The sequence below is a fragment of the Streptomyces hundungensis genome (assembly GCF_003627815.1).
Lineage (GTDB): Bacteria > Actinomycetota > Actinomycetes > Streptomycetales > Streptomycetaceae > Streptomyces > Streptomyces hundungensis_A.
In genome coordinates, this window is the sequence record NZ_CP032698.1 from 3,226,494 (window position 1) to 3,242,596 (window position 16,103).

Genomic DNA, 16,103 nt, shown 5'->3' on the forward strand with positions numbered 1-16,103 from the left:
CCGCAACTCCTCCCGTTTGAGGGGCGGTTGGGGCGCCTTCCTGTGTTGCCGGTGTATTGCAATTATGTTGCTTGACAACTCCGCGGGAGACCGTGCAAGGTCGAAAGCCGGAAGATCGCGACGGGGGGTTCGTGGTGCGACGGGGGAAGTCGGAAGATGTCAGCGCGCCTGAATTGCGGCGCATCGCCTCGCTGGTCTCGCCCTACGGCCTGGTGTCCCGCACGACCGCGGTTCCGGCCACCGAGGGCGACCCCGCGTTCGCCGTCCACGTCTCCAGCATCGGCGACCCGTCACAGGTACTGACCAGCCTGCGCGGCTGGCGCAACAGCGGCGACATGGGCAACGTCAACGGCGTCGGCAGCGCGCTCGACGGTGAACGCGCCCGCTTGGTCTCCATCGCCGAGGCCCTTGAACGGTACTCGGTCTGCTCCTGGCACGACGACGACCTCGTGGTGGCCGCCGAGGCGGAGCTCACCGAGGAGTGCGTGTCGCCCCAGCGGTGGCCGCGGTGCTCCGAGAGCGAGTTCGCCCGCGACGACTGCGGCCTCGTGCCCTACGACCCGTCCGTCCCCATCCGGTGGGCCCGGGCCTGGTCACTGACGCGCAGACGCAGCGTCCTGGTGCCGGCCGTCGCCGTCCATCTGCACATGACGCCCCAGTCGCCGTCGGAGCTGTTCACCCGCGGGGTCACCACCGGCGCGGCCGTCCACTCCGACCTCCGCAGCGCCGTCCTCGGCGGCCTCCTGGAAGTCGTCGAGCGGGACGCGCTCTCGCTGTCCTGGCTCCAGCGCCTGCCGCTGCCGGAGCTGTCGATCGACCCCGAAGCCCTCGACGCGGACACCCGCGCCCACTACGAGACCGGGAGCTCCGGCCACCTCTCGATCCGGGTCTTCGACGCGACGACCGACTTCGGCATCCCCGTCCTCTACGCGATCCAACTGGCCGACCACGAACCGTCGTTGGCGCAGATCGTGTGCGCCACCTGCGACCTCGACCCGCGGCGTGCGCTCGGCAAGCTCTACCGGGAACTGGCCGCGCTGCGCATCGCACTGCGCGACCATGTGCGGCGCGGCCCGGTGGACCGGCCCGACGACGGCACGGTCAGCGTGATCGGCTCGGCCGCCTACAACGCCTCCCGGGACCGCCGGCACGTCTTCGCCCATCTGCTGGAGGGCGAGCGCCCGCTGCGGAGCATCGACGCGCTGCCCGGCCTGCCGGCCGGCGCCGACCCGCTGGGCACCGCGGTGTCCCGGCTGGCCGAGCGGGGCGCCGAGGTCCTGGCGGTCGACATCACCACCGACGAGGCGCGCCAGGTCGGGATGCACGCGGTGAAGGTGCTGGTCCCGGAGGCCGTGCCGCTCTCCTTCATCCACAGCGAGCGCTACCTCGCCACGCCGAGGCTGTACGCCGCGCCCACCGCGATGGGCCATGAGAGACGCGCGGGAGAGTCGGTGAACCCGGAGCCCCAGCCCTTCGCGTAGAGAGGAACACACGACGTGTCACCCGAGGAACCGACGAACTGTCTGTATCTGGTGCGGGACGCGTTCGGGGAGCAGTACGCCGAGGCGTACGCGATCTCCCCCGTGGTCCGGGTCACCGGCGAAGAACTCCCCGACGACACCCGGCTCACCCGCGCCCGAGCGATCGTGGTGGTGCACTCCGGGCGCCTGGAGGAACTGCGGGACGCAGTCGACCGGTTCGGGTTCGAACGAGGCGTTCCGACGGTGGGCCTCGAACTGCTTCCCACCCGGATCGTGTGCGGTCCCGCCGTGATCCCCGGCGCCACCGCCTGCTACTCCTGCTATTCGCGGCGCATCGAGCAGCACCGCGATCCCGCACAGCCCTATGACGTGGGCCCGGCGACGCGGGGCCTGCCGGAAGGTTTCGGCCGCCCGCACCTCGCGATCGCCCACGGTCTGCTGACCCTCGCCCTGGCCGAGCTGCGCACCGGCCCCGCCGGACTCGGCGGCACGGTCCGCACCTTCGACCTCGTCGCCGGGACGTTGTCCAGCGCGTCGACGGTGGCGGTGGACCGCTGTGCCCGGTGCGGCGAGCGGCTGCGCGAGCCCGCGCCGGACGCCGATCGTGTGGTCGGGCTGCCCTAGCCGTCGCGCTTCGTAGTGATCGGGCTGCCCCAGCTTTCGAGCTTCGTAGTGAGGAGTGCAACTCATGGCCGCTGAGGTCAAGGCGGAGACGATCGGCCGGGCCGCGCACCGCGACCGGCAGATCGCGGTGCCCGTGCGTCCCGCGGTGCGCCGGGGCGTCCGGCTGCGTCAGTCCGGCGACGCGGTGATGCTCGACGGCGCGGACAAACGGCAGGTCTTCACCGGTCGCTTCGCCCGGGACAGCCTGAGCCGGCTGGTCGCCGCGTGCGACGGCACCGCCACCCACGCCCAGCTCGCCGAGGTGACCGGCCTCCAGGAGCCGGTCGTCTACAAGTCCCTGGCCCTGCTGTGGGCGTCGGGCGTGGTGGAGGAGGGCGCCCCGGACGGTGAACTGCCGCCGGTGGCACCGGAGTTGGCGTGCTTCCTGTCGCGCCTGGGCAACTCCACCGGTGTGAACCCGTCCTGGACGCGGGGCGCCGAGCGGCTGGGCCGTGCCACGGTCCGGCTGGCCGGGGACCGCGCCCTCGTCGAGGCGGCGACGCGCTGTCTGACCGGCGTGTGCACGGTGGTGGCCGACGGCGACGGGCCACCGGCGGCGACGGACACCCTCGTCGTGTTCTTCGAGACGCCGCGGTCCCGGCCGGAACTCGCCGCGCTGCACGACCGGTGCCGGCGCGAGGGCCGCCCCCTGCTGCGGGTCCGGGCGGGCACGGACTCGATGGTCGTCGGACCCTATGTGGACCCCGGGTTCACACCGTGTCTGGGGTGCGCCACCTCGGGCGAGGACGACCTGGACGGCGCCCCCGATGAGCACGCGTACGACCTGATCGCCGGTCTGGTCACCCACCATGTCCTGGCGCTGGTCGCACGGTCGACGATGACCCATCTGCCGCTCGACGCGGCCGTCGTCGACCTGACGACCCTGACCACGAAGTACCGCGCGAGCGCGAGCCGTCCCGGCTGCCCCGACTGCTCGTTCAGTCAGGGTCCGACCGCCGCCGTGCCGCCGGCCGGCGCCCTGTACGAGGCGGCGGTGGCGATCCCGCCGCGCCAATTCCTCGACCCCAAGGGCCACTTGGCGCACTACCAGTCCTCGAACATCAAGCTCCAGTCGGAGTTCCGGTCCTGGCCCACCTGCCCACGGCTGCCGCTGCCCCCGGCCGAGGTGTCGCGCCTCGCCGGCGCCCCGGCCGGGGACCGGGCGAAGCTCGGCGACACCGATGTGTCGCTGCTGCTCGCGGTGGCCTTCGGCATCCGCGAGCAGTCCGCCGACGGCTGGGTGAAGCGGTGGACCGCGGCGGCCGGGAACATCGGCTCGGCCGGCGCGTATCTGGTGAGCCGGGACGCGTCCGTGCTGCCGGTCGGCGGGTACGCCTACGTCGAACCGGACCACGCGCTCGCCCACCTCACCACGGGCGGCGCCCCGCCGCCGGGAGAGCGGCCCCTGCTGCTCGTCGTCACCGCCAACCTCAAGAAGGTGGTGCGCAAGTACGGCACGTTCGGCCTGCGGCTCGCCCTGCTCGACGCGGGCTGCGCGCTGACCGCGGCCCGCAGGGTCGCCGGCCACCTCGCGCTCGGCTTCTCGCTCGCCACCGACTGGGACGACGAAGCCCTCGGCGACTACCTGGGGATCTCACCGAACGAAGAGCCCATAGCGGCCGTCATGGAACTGGGGTAACCGTGCGCTCCGACCTGTCCACGATGCGTCCCCTTCTCGACGGCTTTGCCTCCCGCGCCGTCACGAGCGACGGCCTCGCGGCGCGCCGCTCGCCCGCCCCCTTCCCCGACGCCACCCCGGTCGAGCTGCCGGACGAGGACGCCGGTACCGGCCGCGACTTCCACCGAACGCTGCTCGAACGGCGCTCGTCGCTGCGGTACGCGGACGCGCCGGTCCGCACCGAGCTGGTGCTGCGGCTGCTGACCGGCGCCCTCGAGCGCGACAGCCGCGACTGGGGCCTCGACGAACAGGCCGGCCCGCTGGAGGCGTTCGTGTTCGCGCTGCGCAGCGAGGGGATGCCCGCCGGGGTGTACCGGGTCACCGCCCGCGAGGCGTCCCTCATCGCGCCCGCCTCGGCGCTCGGCGACCCCGAAAACCTGGGCGTACAGCGCGAGTTCGCCGGGGCGGGCGGGATCGTCAGCATGTACGCGGCACTCGACCGGGCCGATTCCTGGGCGGGTGCGCACGGCTACCGCATCGGTGTGACGCGGGCGTCGATGGCGCTGTACGACTTCCACCTGGAGTGCCAGTCCCACGGTCTCGTCGGCACGTTGTTCGGCGGGTTCATCGGCACGGCGGTCCGCACCCTCGTCCAGAGCGACGGTGTGACCCGCCACCCTCTGCTCTCCGCGACGTACGCGCTGCCGGAAGCGGGCCAGTGAGATGGCCGCCGAGCGGAACACCGGTGTCGTCCTCGCCCGCCCCGACGTCAGCGTGGTGCGGACCGTGGAGGGCGTGTGGGTCGGGGTCGGCGCCGCGTCCTTGACGGTGAAGGGCGGCGCCGCGTTCGAGCTGGTCTCGACGCTGGTGGACCGCGCGGACGGCAGCCTCACGGACGCCGCGTTGCTGGACGGGCTGCCGCAGGCGGCGCGTCCGGCGGCCGAGCGCCTGCTCGGGGCGCTGGTCGCCCACGGCTGCGTCGTCCTGCTGGACGATCCGATGAGCCGGCACGAGGACGAGCGGGGGGCGGCGGCGCACCAACTGGTCCCGCACTTCTCCCAGCTCACGAAGGACCCGGCGGCGGCCCTTGACCGTCTGGTGCGCACCACTCTGGTCCTGTACGGCCGCCCCGCCTGGCTCGACGGGCTGCGTACGGTCCTCGACGCCGCGCCGCCGCGAGGAGCGCGGATCGTGTACCGCTCGACCTGGCAGAAACGTCCCGCCGGGCGACAGGACGCCGAACTGGTCGTCGTGGACGCGGACGGCCGGCCGCACGAGGAGACGGTGCGGATCCAGGACGAGCTGCTCGCAGGAGGAGTGCCGCACGGCGTCGCGGGCACGGTGGGCGGACGGTACTGGATCCTGTGGTCCGACGACGACACGACCGGCTGCTGGGACTGTCTGCACCGGTACGCCCGCACCTGGCCGCACAACGGGGCCACTCCACCGGTGCCGGGCGGGTGGGCCGCGGCCACGCTCGCGCACGCGGCCCAGTCGCGCCTCGCCGGCCTGCCCACCGGCGCCGCCCTCTCCCTCGACCCCGGGACGCTCGCCGTCAAACAGCATCCGGTGTGGCCGTTCGCGGGGTGCCGGTGCGGCCGGGTGAAGCAGTCACCGGCCGCGGTGGACACCCGAGACGAGCGGGCGGAGCCGCTGGTGCGCCGGAACATCGCGAGCCCGCACGACGACCCGCGCCGACAGGACGAGGACGACCGCATCGTCGCCACCCTGGGCCGCTGGACGGACGAGCTGATCGGCCCCTTCCTCGGCCTGGACGGCGAGGACGCCCCGCAGGTCCCCTTCGGGCGCGCCCTGGCCACCGTCCTCGTCGACACCGACGGCGCCTCCCGGATCCATCGCGTCTCCACCGCCACGCTCTCGACCCGGGAAGCCGTGTACCAGGCCGCACTCAACGCGATCGAACGCTGCGCGACCCGGCCCGGCGAGAGCGGCGGTCCCGGCCTCGGCGCCGGCTGGACCGAGGACGAGGCCCTCTACCGCGCCTTGCTGCGCCGCACCTCGCAACTCCCTTACGTGAAGGGCAAGTTGACGGAGTTCACCCTCGACGGGCTCGGCGACGACGCGTGCGCCCGCGCCGCCCGCTACCTCCAACCGGCGGTCGCCCGGGCCACGGGCCGGGACCCCGTGCGATGGACCGCGACCCGCCTGCCGAACGGCCTGCACCTGGCCCGCGCGCACGGCGCCGACGCGGTGGCCACCGAGGGCCTGGGCGCCTGTCGCGCCGAAGCGGTCTGCGCGGCCCTGCTGCGGCTGGTCAACGACGACGACGTCCTGGTGCCCCTCAACCCGCACTTCCGCACCTGGCCGGAGGTGTGGCGGCACATCACCAAGCCGCACGGCGTCCCGGCGCGGCACACGGTTCCCTTCCTGGGCGACCAGGTCCGACTGGTGGAGGTGGCATGAGCACCGTGGCGCAGGAGCCGCCGGTCGCGGACCCGCTGCTCGCCCTGCTCGCCGACGCGGGTGCGCCGGCGCCCGCCGAGGTGCTGCTGGGGGCGCTGACCGACCCGGCGCGGCTGGCCGTCCCCGACGACGCCCCGCACGGGTCGGGACGCGGGGTGGCCGTGCTGTTCTGGCGCGGAAGCGTCCATGTCCTCGGCTACGACCGCCGGGACGGCCGCCGGGACGGCGGATGCCCCCGATGTCTGTGCTGGTTCCTCACCCGCCAGGTCGTGCCGCGCCCCGCCGCCCCGTACGGCGAGCCGTCCGACAGTGCGCGGGCCAGGGCCGGCGCCGAAACGCTGTGGCTCGGGCTCACCCCCGCGCTGCGGGCCGTCGTCGTCCAGCTCGCGGCCCTGCTCCTGAGCGAGGACCGACCGGGCGGCTCCCTCGTCACGGTCGACCGGGCGAGCGGCACGGTCAAGCCCGGCAGGATCCCGCCGAGGGCCGGGTGCCCGGGCTGCCCGCCGTCGACGGCCACCACCGCGGTCGCCTTCGACACCGATCCCGCGTCCCTGGTGAAGGCCGAGGGCACGCTGCGCACCCGCACCCCGCTGCCCGCGACGCTGGCATCCGACTTCGTGGGTCCACATGCGCTGTTCCAGTCACCGCTGGTGGACCTCGACGGGCCCGTACCGGCCGCGCAGGTCCATCTGCCGCTCGGCAACGGCGACTTGGAGCCCGGCATCGGCCGCTCCCTCACCTTCGCCGCGAGCAGGCGGACCGCGGTCCTCGAAGGCCTGGAGCGCTACACCGGCTTCCACTACCGGCCCTCCCGGGGGATCGTCGAGGCCACCCTCGGCGAACTCGGCGCGCGGGCCATCGACCCCCGCACGCTCGGCTACCACGCCGACGAGAGCTATGCCCGCGACGACTTCCCCTTCTCGCCGCTCGCCACGGACGAGACGGTGCGGTGGGTCCCGGTCACCCCGCTCGGCGAAGGGCCGGCCCGCTATCTGCCCGAGCCGGCCCTGACATGGGTGCGGCCGCCCGGTGCGCGCGCGCCGTTCTTCTACGACACCTCGAACGGCTTCGCCCTCGGGCAGAGCACCGAGGAGGCGACCCTGCACGGCATCCTGGAGGTGGTCGAGCGGGACGCGTTCCTGCTCACCTGGTACCGCAGGCTCGTCCTGCCCGAGCTCGTGATCGGCCCGGCCGACCGTGCGCTGCGCGATCTGGTGGAACGCGTCGACATGGTCACGGGCTTCCGCGTCCGGCTGTTCTGGGCGGCGCTGGACACCGGAATCCCCGTCGTGCTCGCCCTCGCCCAGCGCGAGTCGGCGTCGGGGCCCTGCACCTTCGTGTCGACCGGGGCCGGTCTCCACCCGCGCAAGGCCGCGGAGTCGGCGATCTTCGAAGTGGCCGCGATCCTGTCCGCCGTCACCCACTCCTTCGAGGAGAACCTCCCTCACGCCGCGCGCCTGGCCGACGACTTCCACCTGGTGCGCACCATGTCCGACCACAGCCTGCTGGGCGCGCTGCCCGGCTCCCGGCCGTGGTTCGACTTCCTGTCCACCCCGGACCGGCCCACGCTGAGCTTCGCGGACGCCGCGGCGACGGTCCCGGTCTTCGCCACGCTCGGCGAGGACCTCGATCACGTACGGACGAGGATCGAGGCGGTCGGCGCGCACATCTACGTCGCCGACGTGACCACCCCCGAGCTGCGCTGGCGCGGCCTGGAGTGCACCCGCACCTTCGTTCCCGGCTTCCTGCCGATGACCTTCGGGCACGACACCCGGCGCCTGGTGGGCCTGCCGAGACTCGACCGGGCGCCCCTGCCGTACGCCTCGCTCCTGCCACCCGGCCACAGCGCGGCCGATGTCCCGCCGCACCCGTTCCCATAGGCCGCCAGTCAGCCAGCCAGTCCGTCAGTCCCCCAGTTCAGTTAGTCCGCCGGTTAACGAGAGGAGATCGTGCTCGTGCGATCGGATGAACGCCCGAAGCGCCCCACCGTGCCCACCGCGAAGGTGAGCCCCTATGTCGTCTTCCGGCGCGGCCGACTGCCCGTCGCCGAGTTGGAGGGCCTTCGCTTCGAGGGCACTTGGGCGCGGGTCGACGAGTTCCGCCGACTCCGCGAGGCGTGCGATCAGCGGGCGAGCGAGGTGTCCGACGTCCTGGCGGCGCTCGTGCCGCGGGTCGAGGAGTCGTTGCGGGCCGACGTGGTGAAGCTGCGCCGCGATGTGTTCAACCAGCGCGCCGACCCGGCCCGCGCCCGCCTCGACGTCCTGGAGTCGCACCTGGACGAGGTGACGCTCCGTCAGGTACGGGAGTGGCATGCGCTCGTCGGGCGGCTGCGCGACTGCGAGAGCGCCTCCCGGGCGCTGTTCGACGAGGAGATGGACGCGGCCCGGGACACCCTGCGCCGGCTCTTCCACCACGACGCGATGGTGAAGAGCATCCAGCTCTCCGGCGACCAGCTCTACCAGAGCCTGCTGCGGTACGCCTCGGGCGAGGGCGGCCCGGTGAAGCCGAGCCGGCTGCGGGTCATCGAGTCCTCGCTGGTGAACTTCGCCTATCGCGCGGCCCTGAAGCCGTCGCCGTTCGGCCGGTTCACCGAGGTCGGCGCCTTCCCGCCGGACCTGCCCGACGCCGAGGGCCCCGAACCGGAGGCCGAGACGCACTCGGCCACCACCTTGAACCGGGTGCTCCTGAACTGGATGGTCGGCGGGGTCCAACGGGTGCCCGGCGGCTTCGAGTTGGGCACGCTGCTGCTGAACTCCTCGCTGCACGCGGGCGACGGCGTGATCGAGTTCATCGGGATCAAGGCCGACGGGCGGGCCACCGAATACGGCGGCTCGGAGGGGGTGGTCCGGCTCAAGCGCGACAAGGTCGTCGACACGGTGCTGGCCGCGACGGCGGAAGGCTCGGCCCGCGTTCCGGCCGTGCTGGCCGCCCTCACCGCGGTGACCGGCGACGACGCCGTCAGCCGCAAGGTGGTCAACGCCCTGATGCGGACCGGCCTCCTGTCGTTCCGGCCCGGCATCGACGAACAGGACCCCGGCTACTCGGCGAAGCTCGGCGAGCTGCTGGGCTCCGGTACGAGCGAGCCGCTGAAGGTCCTGACCCGTGACCTCGCCACCCTGCGGGAACTGGAGACGACCTTCCCCGACGCCTCGGCGGAGGAACGCCGGCACCTGCTGCACTCGGCGGGCCGGGCCATCACCGAGGTGGCACAGGTCTGCGCGGTCGGGTCGCCGCCCGACGCGATCGTACGGTCGCCGGTGTACGAGGACGCGTGGACGCGCGCCCGGCCGACGACCTGGAGCAAGCCGTCGCTCGACGCGGGGCTGCCCGCCCTGGAGAGCCTGTGGCGGTTCTCCTCGATGCTGGACTACGGCCAGGTGAAGCGGCTGGGCCTGTACTCGTTCGCGGTGGCCGAGTTCGGCGACCGCGACACGGTGCCGTTCCTGACCTTCTTCGACCGGCTGATCCGTCTCTCCGATGCCGAGCAGGACGCGGTGTTCGGGGGCCGCGCCTCCAAGGAGGCGGAGACCTTCGCGGCGCAGCGCACGGCGGCGCTGCGCGAGATCGGCGCCAAGATCGCCTGGGACGGCGACGTCCTGCGGCTGAGCCCGGAGGCGATCACCGACGCGTGCGCGGGCGTGAAGGACTGCGTCGACCCGGACTCGATCACCTTCCGCCTCCAGTTCACCGGCGGCGCCCCGTCGCCCGGCATCGTGGTCAACGGCGTCCTGACCGGATACGGCGTCTACTTCTCCCGCTTCGGCGCGTTCATCGAGGGATCCGCCGCCGAGAACTGGACGCTGCGCTCCGCGCTCCGCGACCACCTGCGCCAGGCGTTCCCCGGTCAGACGGACCTCAACGCCGTGCTCGGCTTCAACTTCAACCTGCATCCCCCGCTGACCGACCGGGTCCTCGACTACCCCGGCTCCTGGCCCACCACGCCGGACATGAAGGCGTACGGGGTGGGCGCGTTGGCGGTCCGCGTCGACCACGCCAACCGCTCGCTCGTCCTGTGGGATCCGGCGGCCGGCGAGGCGATCGACCTGATGCCGATGAACTTCCTGATCCCGGTGGGCGTGCCGGTCCTCTACCAGTTGCTCGAAGCGCTCAGCCCGACCACCCGCTACCCCTGGCAGCCGCTGGAGGACATCTCCCACGCCATGGATCCGGGCGCCTTCCCCGGCTCGTCGCGCCGCCTGATGGTCGACGACGTCGTGGTCAACAGGCGGACGTGGACCGTGCCGGCCAAGGACGTCCCCGGGCTTTCGGAGGTGAGCAAGGACTCCTATCCGGCGCTCCTCGCGTTCGACCAGTGGCGCCAGGCCCAGGGCCTGCCCCGGCACGCGTTCGTGCTGTGCCAGACCTCGGCGGAGTACAACGTGCTCTCCGGACGCACCCGGGGGCTGCCCCGCAACTGGTCGGACTTCGAGCATCTGCACCGGGCGAGCGTCCACAAGCCCATGTACGTCGACTTCCGCAACCCCTATCTGGTGCGCAGCTTCGCGAAGTCCGCGTTGTCGCGCGACGACGTCTTCGTGTCGATTCGAGAGTGCATGCCGGCCACCGAGGAGTACGACGGCGACCGGGGACCGACAGCGGCAGAGGAGTTTTTCGTTGAGCTCTACAGGAACTAGCCGAGCCGACGGATGGCGTGCGCTCCACGTCCATCTGCCGCACTCCCTCCAGACCGCGTACCTGCGCGACGTGATCCGTCCCGTGGTACGCGCCGGCGCGCAGGGCGAGCGCTTCTTCTTCCTGCGGTACTGGCAGGGCGGCCCGCACATCCGGCTACGGATCGGCGGGGCCGACCAGGACAGGATCGACGCGGTCCGCACCGCGCTGCTCGCGGGGATGCCCGCGATGACGGACGAGCTGAGCGCCGAGTACGACTACGAGGTCTCCCTCCAGTCCGATCTGGCCCGCCTGGAAAGCGAGTCCACGCTGGCCATCAGGCCCCCGGGCACCGTGGAGCCGATGGCGTACGCGCCCGAGTACGCCAAGTACGGCGGCGCCGAAGGCGTCCGCATCGCCGAGGAACTCTTCAGCCGCACCTCGGTCGCCGTGCTCGACCTGGCCGCCGCCCGGCCGACCCCGGAGCCGAAGGCGCCGGTGGGCGAGGCGATCCGGATCATGGCGATGTCCCTCAGGGGTTCGGGCCTGGACCTCGACCAGAGCCGTCGATTCCTCGGCGGCTACGAGGAGTTCTGGCGCCGTTACGTACCGGACGGCTACGACCGGGCCTGGGCCGGCCTGTACGAGAGAACACGGCCGAAGGTCCTTGAGCTGTGCGAGGCCGTCTGGCGGGACGGCAGCACCGACGTGTTCCACGACGTCTACGCGAACGCGCTGACCGCCGCGCGCGAGGCGGGCACCACCTCGGGCGAGGACCTCGGTGATCTCGTTCTGGGCGGGACCCCGTACACCCGCTGTCTCTCGAACTATCTCCACACCACCAACAACCGCTTGGGGATCATTCCCGCGGGCGAGGCTTTTGTAGCGCATGTGATGAACCGGGCCCTCTCCGAAATTGGGACCCGTACCGCGATTTAGGCAAACCCTCCGCCAGGCACATACAAAGAATTCGCAAGCGAAGCGGATTTCCGGCATGCCCAAAAAGGGACGAGAATGAGCGGAACAGACCCTTAGGTAAGCACGTTCTCCCAGGTCAGAGCGGGTGCGACCGGCTGATGTCAATTCCGGTCGACGCAACCGCTCCCTTTGGCATGCCCGGAAATAGAATGCACAGGTCGACGGCAAAATTCGCGCACTGTAGCGCGCAGATTTTTTAAATTCAAGGGGTGAAAACCCGGCTTCCGAGTGCTAGCTTTATTGCACCAACCACGGGGAGGTGAATGACAATGAACAACATCGAAGAGCTCGACCTGAACGCCCTGGAGATCTCGGACCTGATCGAGGATTCGGGCAACAACGACGAGTCGCTGTCGCAGATCATGGCGGCGTCGTGCACCACGAGCGGCTGCGCGTGCAGCTCGTCCTCGTCGTCCTCGTCCTGACCGTAGTGACGAGACGGGCCCCCGCCGGAGGCGCCTCTTCCTGAGGGCGCGCCCCCGGCGGGGCTTGCCATGAGCGAACCGCCCACGCCCGCGCAGGGCGGGGGTGACATCTGGAGGTACGCGTGCACGTCTTCGTGACGATCCCCCTCAACAAGCAGGACGTGTCGGTGCCGCAGCGCACTCGGGGTCTCGTCACGGACCTGTTCGCGTCCGGCCCCAGCGCCTGGCCCGGCGCCTACTTCTTCGTCCGCACCTGGGACCGTGAGACCGGCCTCGACTACTTCCAACTCAGCCTCGAATCAACCGAGTTCGACGCCGACGAGGCGCGGGAGCGGGTCGAGCGGGCCGCGAGCGCCCAGGGCCTGCGCGCCACCGTCGCGGAGATCCCGTTCGAGGAGATCCCCTCGCCGCTGTGGAACTGCGGGTTCGGCGGCCCCGACTTCGACGCCGTCGCCAAGCGTCTCTACCGTGCCGCGTCGCCGGTGCTCGCCCGGATCGCGCCGTCGCTCGACGGCGACACGACCGGGTCCTATCTGCTCGCGCTGCGCCTGATGGTCGCGCACGCCGGCGCCACCCTGCTCGAATCCGAACAGCGGCAGCTGCCCTCGCACTCCTTCGAGGAACTGCTCAGCCTGCGACTCCTCAGCTTCCGCTCGCACTACGAAGGCGTCTTCGCGCGGGCGAGCGACCCGGAGTCCTTCGAGCGGCGCTACGCCGCGTACTACGACCAACTCGGCGCCCGCGCACGGGACTTGGTCCGCGCCTGCGCCGAGTCACCCGAGTCGGCCGTCGCCGACGCCCGGGTCGGCGACTGGGCGGACCTGGTCCACCAGCACTTCGACGCGCTGCGGGTAGCCGTCGCGGCCGGCCTGATCGTCGACGAGGGCCTCACCCTCGACGACCTCAACCGGGGCCGCGAGGTGCCCCTGCCGCCGACCCGCTTCCACTCGTTCATGTCGGACGAGATGGCCCAACTGCTGCACCACAACCCGGACTTCCTGTCCTTCCGCGTCCTGACCAGCCTGCTGTACAGCTGCCTGCACACGCTCGGGTTCAACCTCGTGGAGCGGTACCTCTTCTGCTACGTACTGGCCCGCGCCAACGAGGACGTCTCGGGGCGGGCGACCGCGGAGTTGCAGAGCGGGCTTGGCGCCCTCGCGCGGAAGCTCGCGCACCGATGACCGCACGCGGTGCCACGGTCGTCCAGCCGAAACCGATCTACCCTGAGGGGCGTCATGCGTGTCGTGCTCGCTAGTGTTCCGTGGAGTCCGATCGAGATGCCGTCCTTGGCGCTCGGCCTGCTCAAGAGTCTGACGTTGAAGGAGTTCCCGGAAGCCGAGGTCGAAGTGGTCTACGGCAACCTGGAGTTCGTGGACTGGGTCACCTCCCGGCGCGCGTTCCGGTACGAGGACTACAAGTACTACGACCGGGAGAGCTGCTACCTCGGCCACGGCGACTGGGTCTTCTCCTCCGCCCTGTACCAGGACCCGTCCTGGAAGATGGACGAGTTCCTGGAGGCCTTCGGCCCCCGGCCCGCGGGATCCGACGGCGCGAGCGCGCCCGCCCCGTGGCTGGAGGCCACGCTGTGGCTGCACGAGCACGCCCAGGAATTCACCGACCAGCTGGCCGAGCGCATCGCCGCCGGCCGGCCCGACGTCGTCGGCTTCACCACCACCTTCCAGACCGTCACCGCCTCCCTCGCGGTCGCGCGCAAGCTCAAGGAGCTGTCACCCGACACCGTCACGGTGTTCGGCGGCGCCAACTGCGAGGGCTCGCAGGGCGAGGCGCTGCACCGCAACTTCGACTTCGTCGACTACGTGGTGCGCGGCGAGGGCGAGCTCGCCTTCCCCGGTCTGCTGCGGTCGCTGCGCGAGGACGGGCCGGCCGTCTCCACCATCAACGGCGTGTGCTGGCGCGACGAGAACGGCACGTCCGTCTTCAACCGGCCGGCCATGAAGCCGCTTCCGCCGGACGCGATGGTCCTGCCGCACTACGACGAGTACTTCACCCGGTTCGCGAAGTCCGAGGCCCGGCGCTGGGTGGAGCCCCGGCTGGTCATCGAGGGAGCGCGCGGCTGCTGGTGGGGCGAGAAGCACCACTGCACCTTCTGCGGTCTCAACGGCGCCAGCATGATGTTCCGCAGCAAGCGCCCGTCGCAGTTCTTCGACGACATCGTGACGCTGGCCGAGCGCCACCGCGTCCTGGACATGCTCGTGGTCGACAACATCCTGGACATGGCCTACCTGGACTCGCTCCTGCCGCAGCTAACCGAGGCCGGCGTCGACCTGCGCATGATGTACGAGATCAAGGCCAACCTGCGCTACGAACAGCTCCAGGTGCTCGCGAAGGCCGGCGTGGTCTGCGTACAGCCCGGTGTGGAGAGCCTGAACGCCAACGTCCTCAAGCTCATGGACAAGGGCGTCACCGGCTGCCAGAACGTCCGCATGCTGCGCGACGCCGAATCGCTGGGCCTGACCGTCATCTGGAACTACCTCTACGGGTTCCCGGGCGAGCGGGACGAGGACTACACCTCGGTCATCGAGCAGTTCCCCAAGCTGCACCACCTGTGCCCGGCGGGCGCGGACGACCGGCTCGGCATCCAGCGCTTCAGCCCGTACTTCGAAAAGCCCGAACTCGGCTTCACCGAACGGCGCCCGGCCCGCCAGTACGAGCTCTGCTTCGACCTGCCGGAGCCCGAACTCTTCGACCTGGCCTACCTGTTCGAGGCGCCGGCACGCGGCATCGGCGACGAGCTGGCCGCGCGGCTGACGGCCGGGCTCAACGAGTGGCGCGGCGAGCACTCCCACAGCCGGCTGTCCTACTTCGAGACCGACGACGGCATCACCATCACCAACAGCCGGCCGCACTTCGACTGGGACGTCGTGCGCCTCACCACGCCCCTGGAGCGCACCCTGTTCCAGCTGCTCGACGACCCGAGGTCGACGGAGTACCTGGAGCGGGAGGCCGCGCGGCGCGCGGAGGCCGAGGTCGAAGAGGTCCGCGCCGTGCTCGCGCGCTGGTCGGAGCTGGGCCTGGTCTTCAGCGACGCCGGCCGGATGATCCACATCGTCACCAAGGACCACAACCAGCATCTGATGCGGATCCTCGTCGGCCGGGAGCTGGCGACGACCCAGCACCAGTCCGTGGCGCCGGTCGCCGTCTGAACAGGAGCGCGCAATGACACTGGACGTCGACGTGGCGACCATCCCCGAGGTTTCGTCCGGCTCCCGCTTCGGCCTGTGGCGCCACCGCGACGCGGCGGTACGGGCCCTGCCGGACGTGTACCTCGGCCACCGCCCGCTCGGGGGCGACGCGGTGGAAGAGGCGCGACGGGCCTACGAACTCGGCGCACGGTTCGTGTCGATCGAGCCGCTCGCGGTCCTCGGCCCGGACGGCGACGCGGAGCGCACCACCCAGGTGCTGTCCCTCGTCCGCGAACTCAGCAGCCGCGGCGTGGAGGTCGACTGGCGGGCCCGGCTCGTTCCCGGCGGCCCCGAGTGGTGGGTCTTCGGCCACCTGTTCCCGCCCGCGGTCCTCGAAGGCCCGGGCGGTGACGAGGCGCTGGCGTCCTGGCGTTCGCGGTACCACGTCGGCCGGTGCTTCCTGCGCCGCGGCCCCGGCTTCGTCCAGATCCGCGACCGCCGCCACGGCGGCTTCCGCCGCCTCACCATCTCCGACGCCGCCTACCTCACCGCGATCGACGCCCTCCTGGCGGGCCGCGGCGCGGACGCCGTCCCGGCCCCGATCGTGGCCGCCTTCGAGAAGCAGCACCTGGCGGTGCGCTTCGGAAGCGAGATCTGGTGGGCCCCGTACCGCTTGCAGCGGTGGCCGCTGCCGTCGTGGGAGGTCTGAGGGGGGTGGGGAGTGCGGGCGGGCCGTGCTGCCGGCCCGCACCGAAGCGGG

12 protein-coding genes are annotated in these 16,103 nt (G+C 71.7%); all 12 read left to right on the plus strand.

Annotated elements, in window-relative coordinates:
- Nucleotides 1-173 precede the first annotated feature (173 nt).
- Nucleotides 174-1,481 (plus strand): YcaO-like family protein, encoded by a 1,308-nt coding sequence (locus DWB77_RS14250; protein ID WP_246033526.1) that lies wholly within the window; start codon nucleotides 174-176, stop codon nucleotides 1,479-1,481.
- Between the two features lie 15 nt (nucleotides 1,482-1,496).
- Complete coding sequence (locus tag DWB77_RS14255; RefSeq protein ID WP_120721633.1) at nucleotides 1,497-2,105, plus strand: TOMM precursor leader peptide-binding protein; 609 nt, start codon at nucleotides 1,497-1,499, stop codon at nucleotides 2,103-2,105.
- Nucleotides 2,106-2,169: 64 nt separating this feature from the next.
- Nucleotides 2,170-3,783 (plus strand): tpaE, encoded by a 1,614-nt coding sequence (locus DWB77_RS14260; protein ID WP_120721634.1) that lies wholly within the window; start codon nucleotides 2,170-2,172, stop codon nucleotides 3,781-3,783.
- Between the two features lie 2 nt (nucleotides 3,784-3,785).
- A complete protein-coding gene (locus tag DWB77_RS14265) occupies nucleotides 3,786-4,484 on the plus strand; it encodes a tpaF (RefSeq protein ID WP_120721635.1) in 699 nt (232 codons plus the stop codon).
- Nucleotide 4,485: 1 nt separating this feature from the next.
- Nucleotides 4,486-6,186 carry a hypothetical protein gene (locus tag DWB77_RS14270; protein WP_120721636.1) on the plus strand — a complete coding sequence of 567 codons (1,701 nt, stop codon included), beginning with the start codon at nucleotides 4,486-4,488 and terminating at the stop codon, nucleotides 6,184-6,186.
- The gene (locus tag DWB77_RS14275) at nucleotides 6,183-8,066 is read left to right on the plus strand and encodes a YcaO-like family protein (protein ID WP_120721637.1); all 1,884 of its coding nucleotides are present in this window, start codon (nucleotides 6,183-6,185) and stop codon (nucleotides 8,064-8,066) included. The genes DWB77_RS14270 and DWB77_RS14275 overlap by 4 nt, the downstream gene beginning before the upstream one ends.
- Nucleotides 8,067-8,141: 75 nt before the next feature.
- Nucleotides 8,142-10,820, plus strand: a complete 2,679-nt coding sequence (locus tag DWB77_RS14280; protein WP_216826850.1) for a lantibiotic dehydratase — start codon at nucleotides 8,142-8,144, stop codon at nucleotides 10,818-10,820.
- Nucleotides 10,801-11,736, plus strand: a complete 936-nt coding sequence (locus DWB77_RS14285) for a lantibiotic dehydratase C-terminal domain-containing protein (protein WP_120721639.1) — start codon at nucleotides 10,801-10,803, stop codon at nucleotides 11,734-11,736. Before DWB77_RS14280 ends, DWB77_RS14285 begins: the two co-directional genes overlap by 20 nt.
- Before the next feature lie 308 nt (nucleotides 11,737-12,044).
- Complete coding sequence (locus DWB77_RS14290; protein WP_120721640.1) at nucleotides 12,045-12,200, plus strand: thiocillin/thiostrepton family thiazolyl peptide; 156 nt, start codon at nucleotides 12,045-12,047, stop codon at nucleotides 12,198-12,200.
- Nucleotides 12,201-12,322: 122 nt separating this feature from the next.
- Nucleotides 12,323-13,381 carry a hypothetical protein gene (locus DWB77_RS14295; protein ID WP_120721641.1) on the plus strand — a complete coding sequence of 353 codons (1,059 nt, stop codon included), beginning with the start codon at nucleotides 12,323-12,325 and terminating at the stop codon, nucleotides 13,379-13,381.
- 54 nt (nucleotides 13,382-13,435) lie between these two features.
- The gene (locus DWB77_RS14300) at nucleotides 13,436-15,364 is read left to right on the plus strand and encodes a RiPP maturation radical SAM C-methyltransferase (RefSeq protein ID WP_120721642.1); all 1,929 of its coding nucleotides are present in this window, start codon (nucleotides 13,436-13,438) and stop codon (nucleotides 15,362-15,364) included.
- 13 nt (nucleotides 15,365-15,377) lie between these two features.
- Complete coding sequence (locus tag DWB77_RS14305; protein ID WP_120721643.1) at nucleotides 15,378-16,052, plus strand: DUF5825 family protein; 675 nt, start codon at nucleotides 15,378-15,380, stop codon at nucleotides 16,050-16,052.
- Nucleotides 16,053-16,103: the final 51 nt, after the last annotated feature.

Coding starts and splice junctions, on each gene's coding strand:
- DWB77_RS14260 (WP_120721634.1), top strand. CDS start 2,170: ATGGCCGCTGAGGTCAAGGCGGAGACGATCGGCCGGGCCGCGCACCGC.
- DWB77_RS14270 (WP_120721636.1), top strand. CDS start 4,486: ATGGCCGCCGAGCGGAACACCGGTGTCGTCCTCGCCCGCCCCGACGTC.
- DWB77_RS14275 (WP_120721637.1), top strand. CDS start 6,183: ATGAGCACCGTGGCGCAGGAGCCGCCGGTCGCGGACCCGCTGCTCGCC.
- DWB77_RS14290 (WP_120721640.1), top strand. CDS start 12,045: ATGAACAACATCGAAGAGCTCGACCTGAACGCCCTGGAGATCTCGGAC.
- DWB77_RS14300 (WP_120721642.1), top strand. CDS start 13,436: ATGCGTGTCGTGCTCGCTAGTGTTCCGTGGAGTCCGATCGAGATGCCG.
- DWB77_RS14305 (WP_120721643.1), top strand. CDS start 15,378: ATGACACTGGACGTCGACGTGGCGACCATCCCCGAGGTTTCGTCCGGC.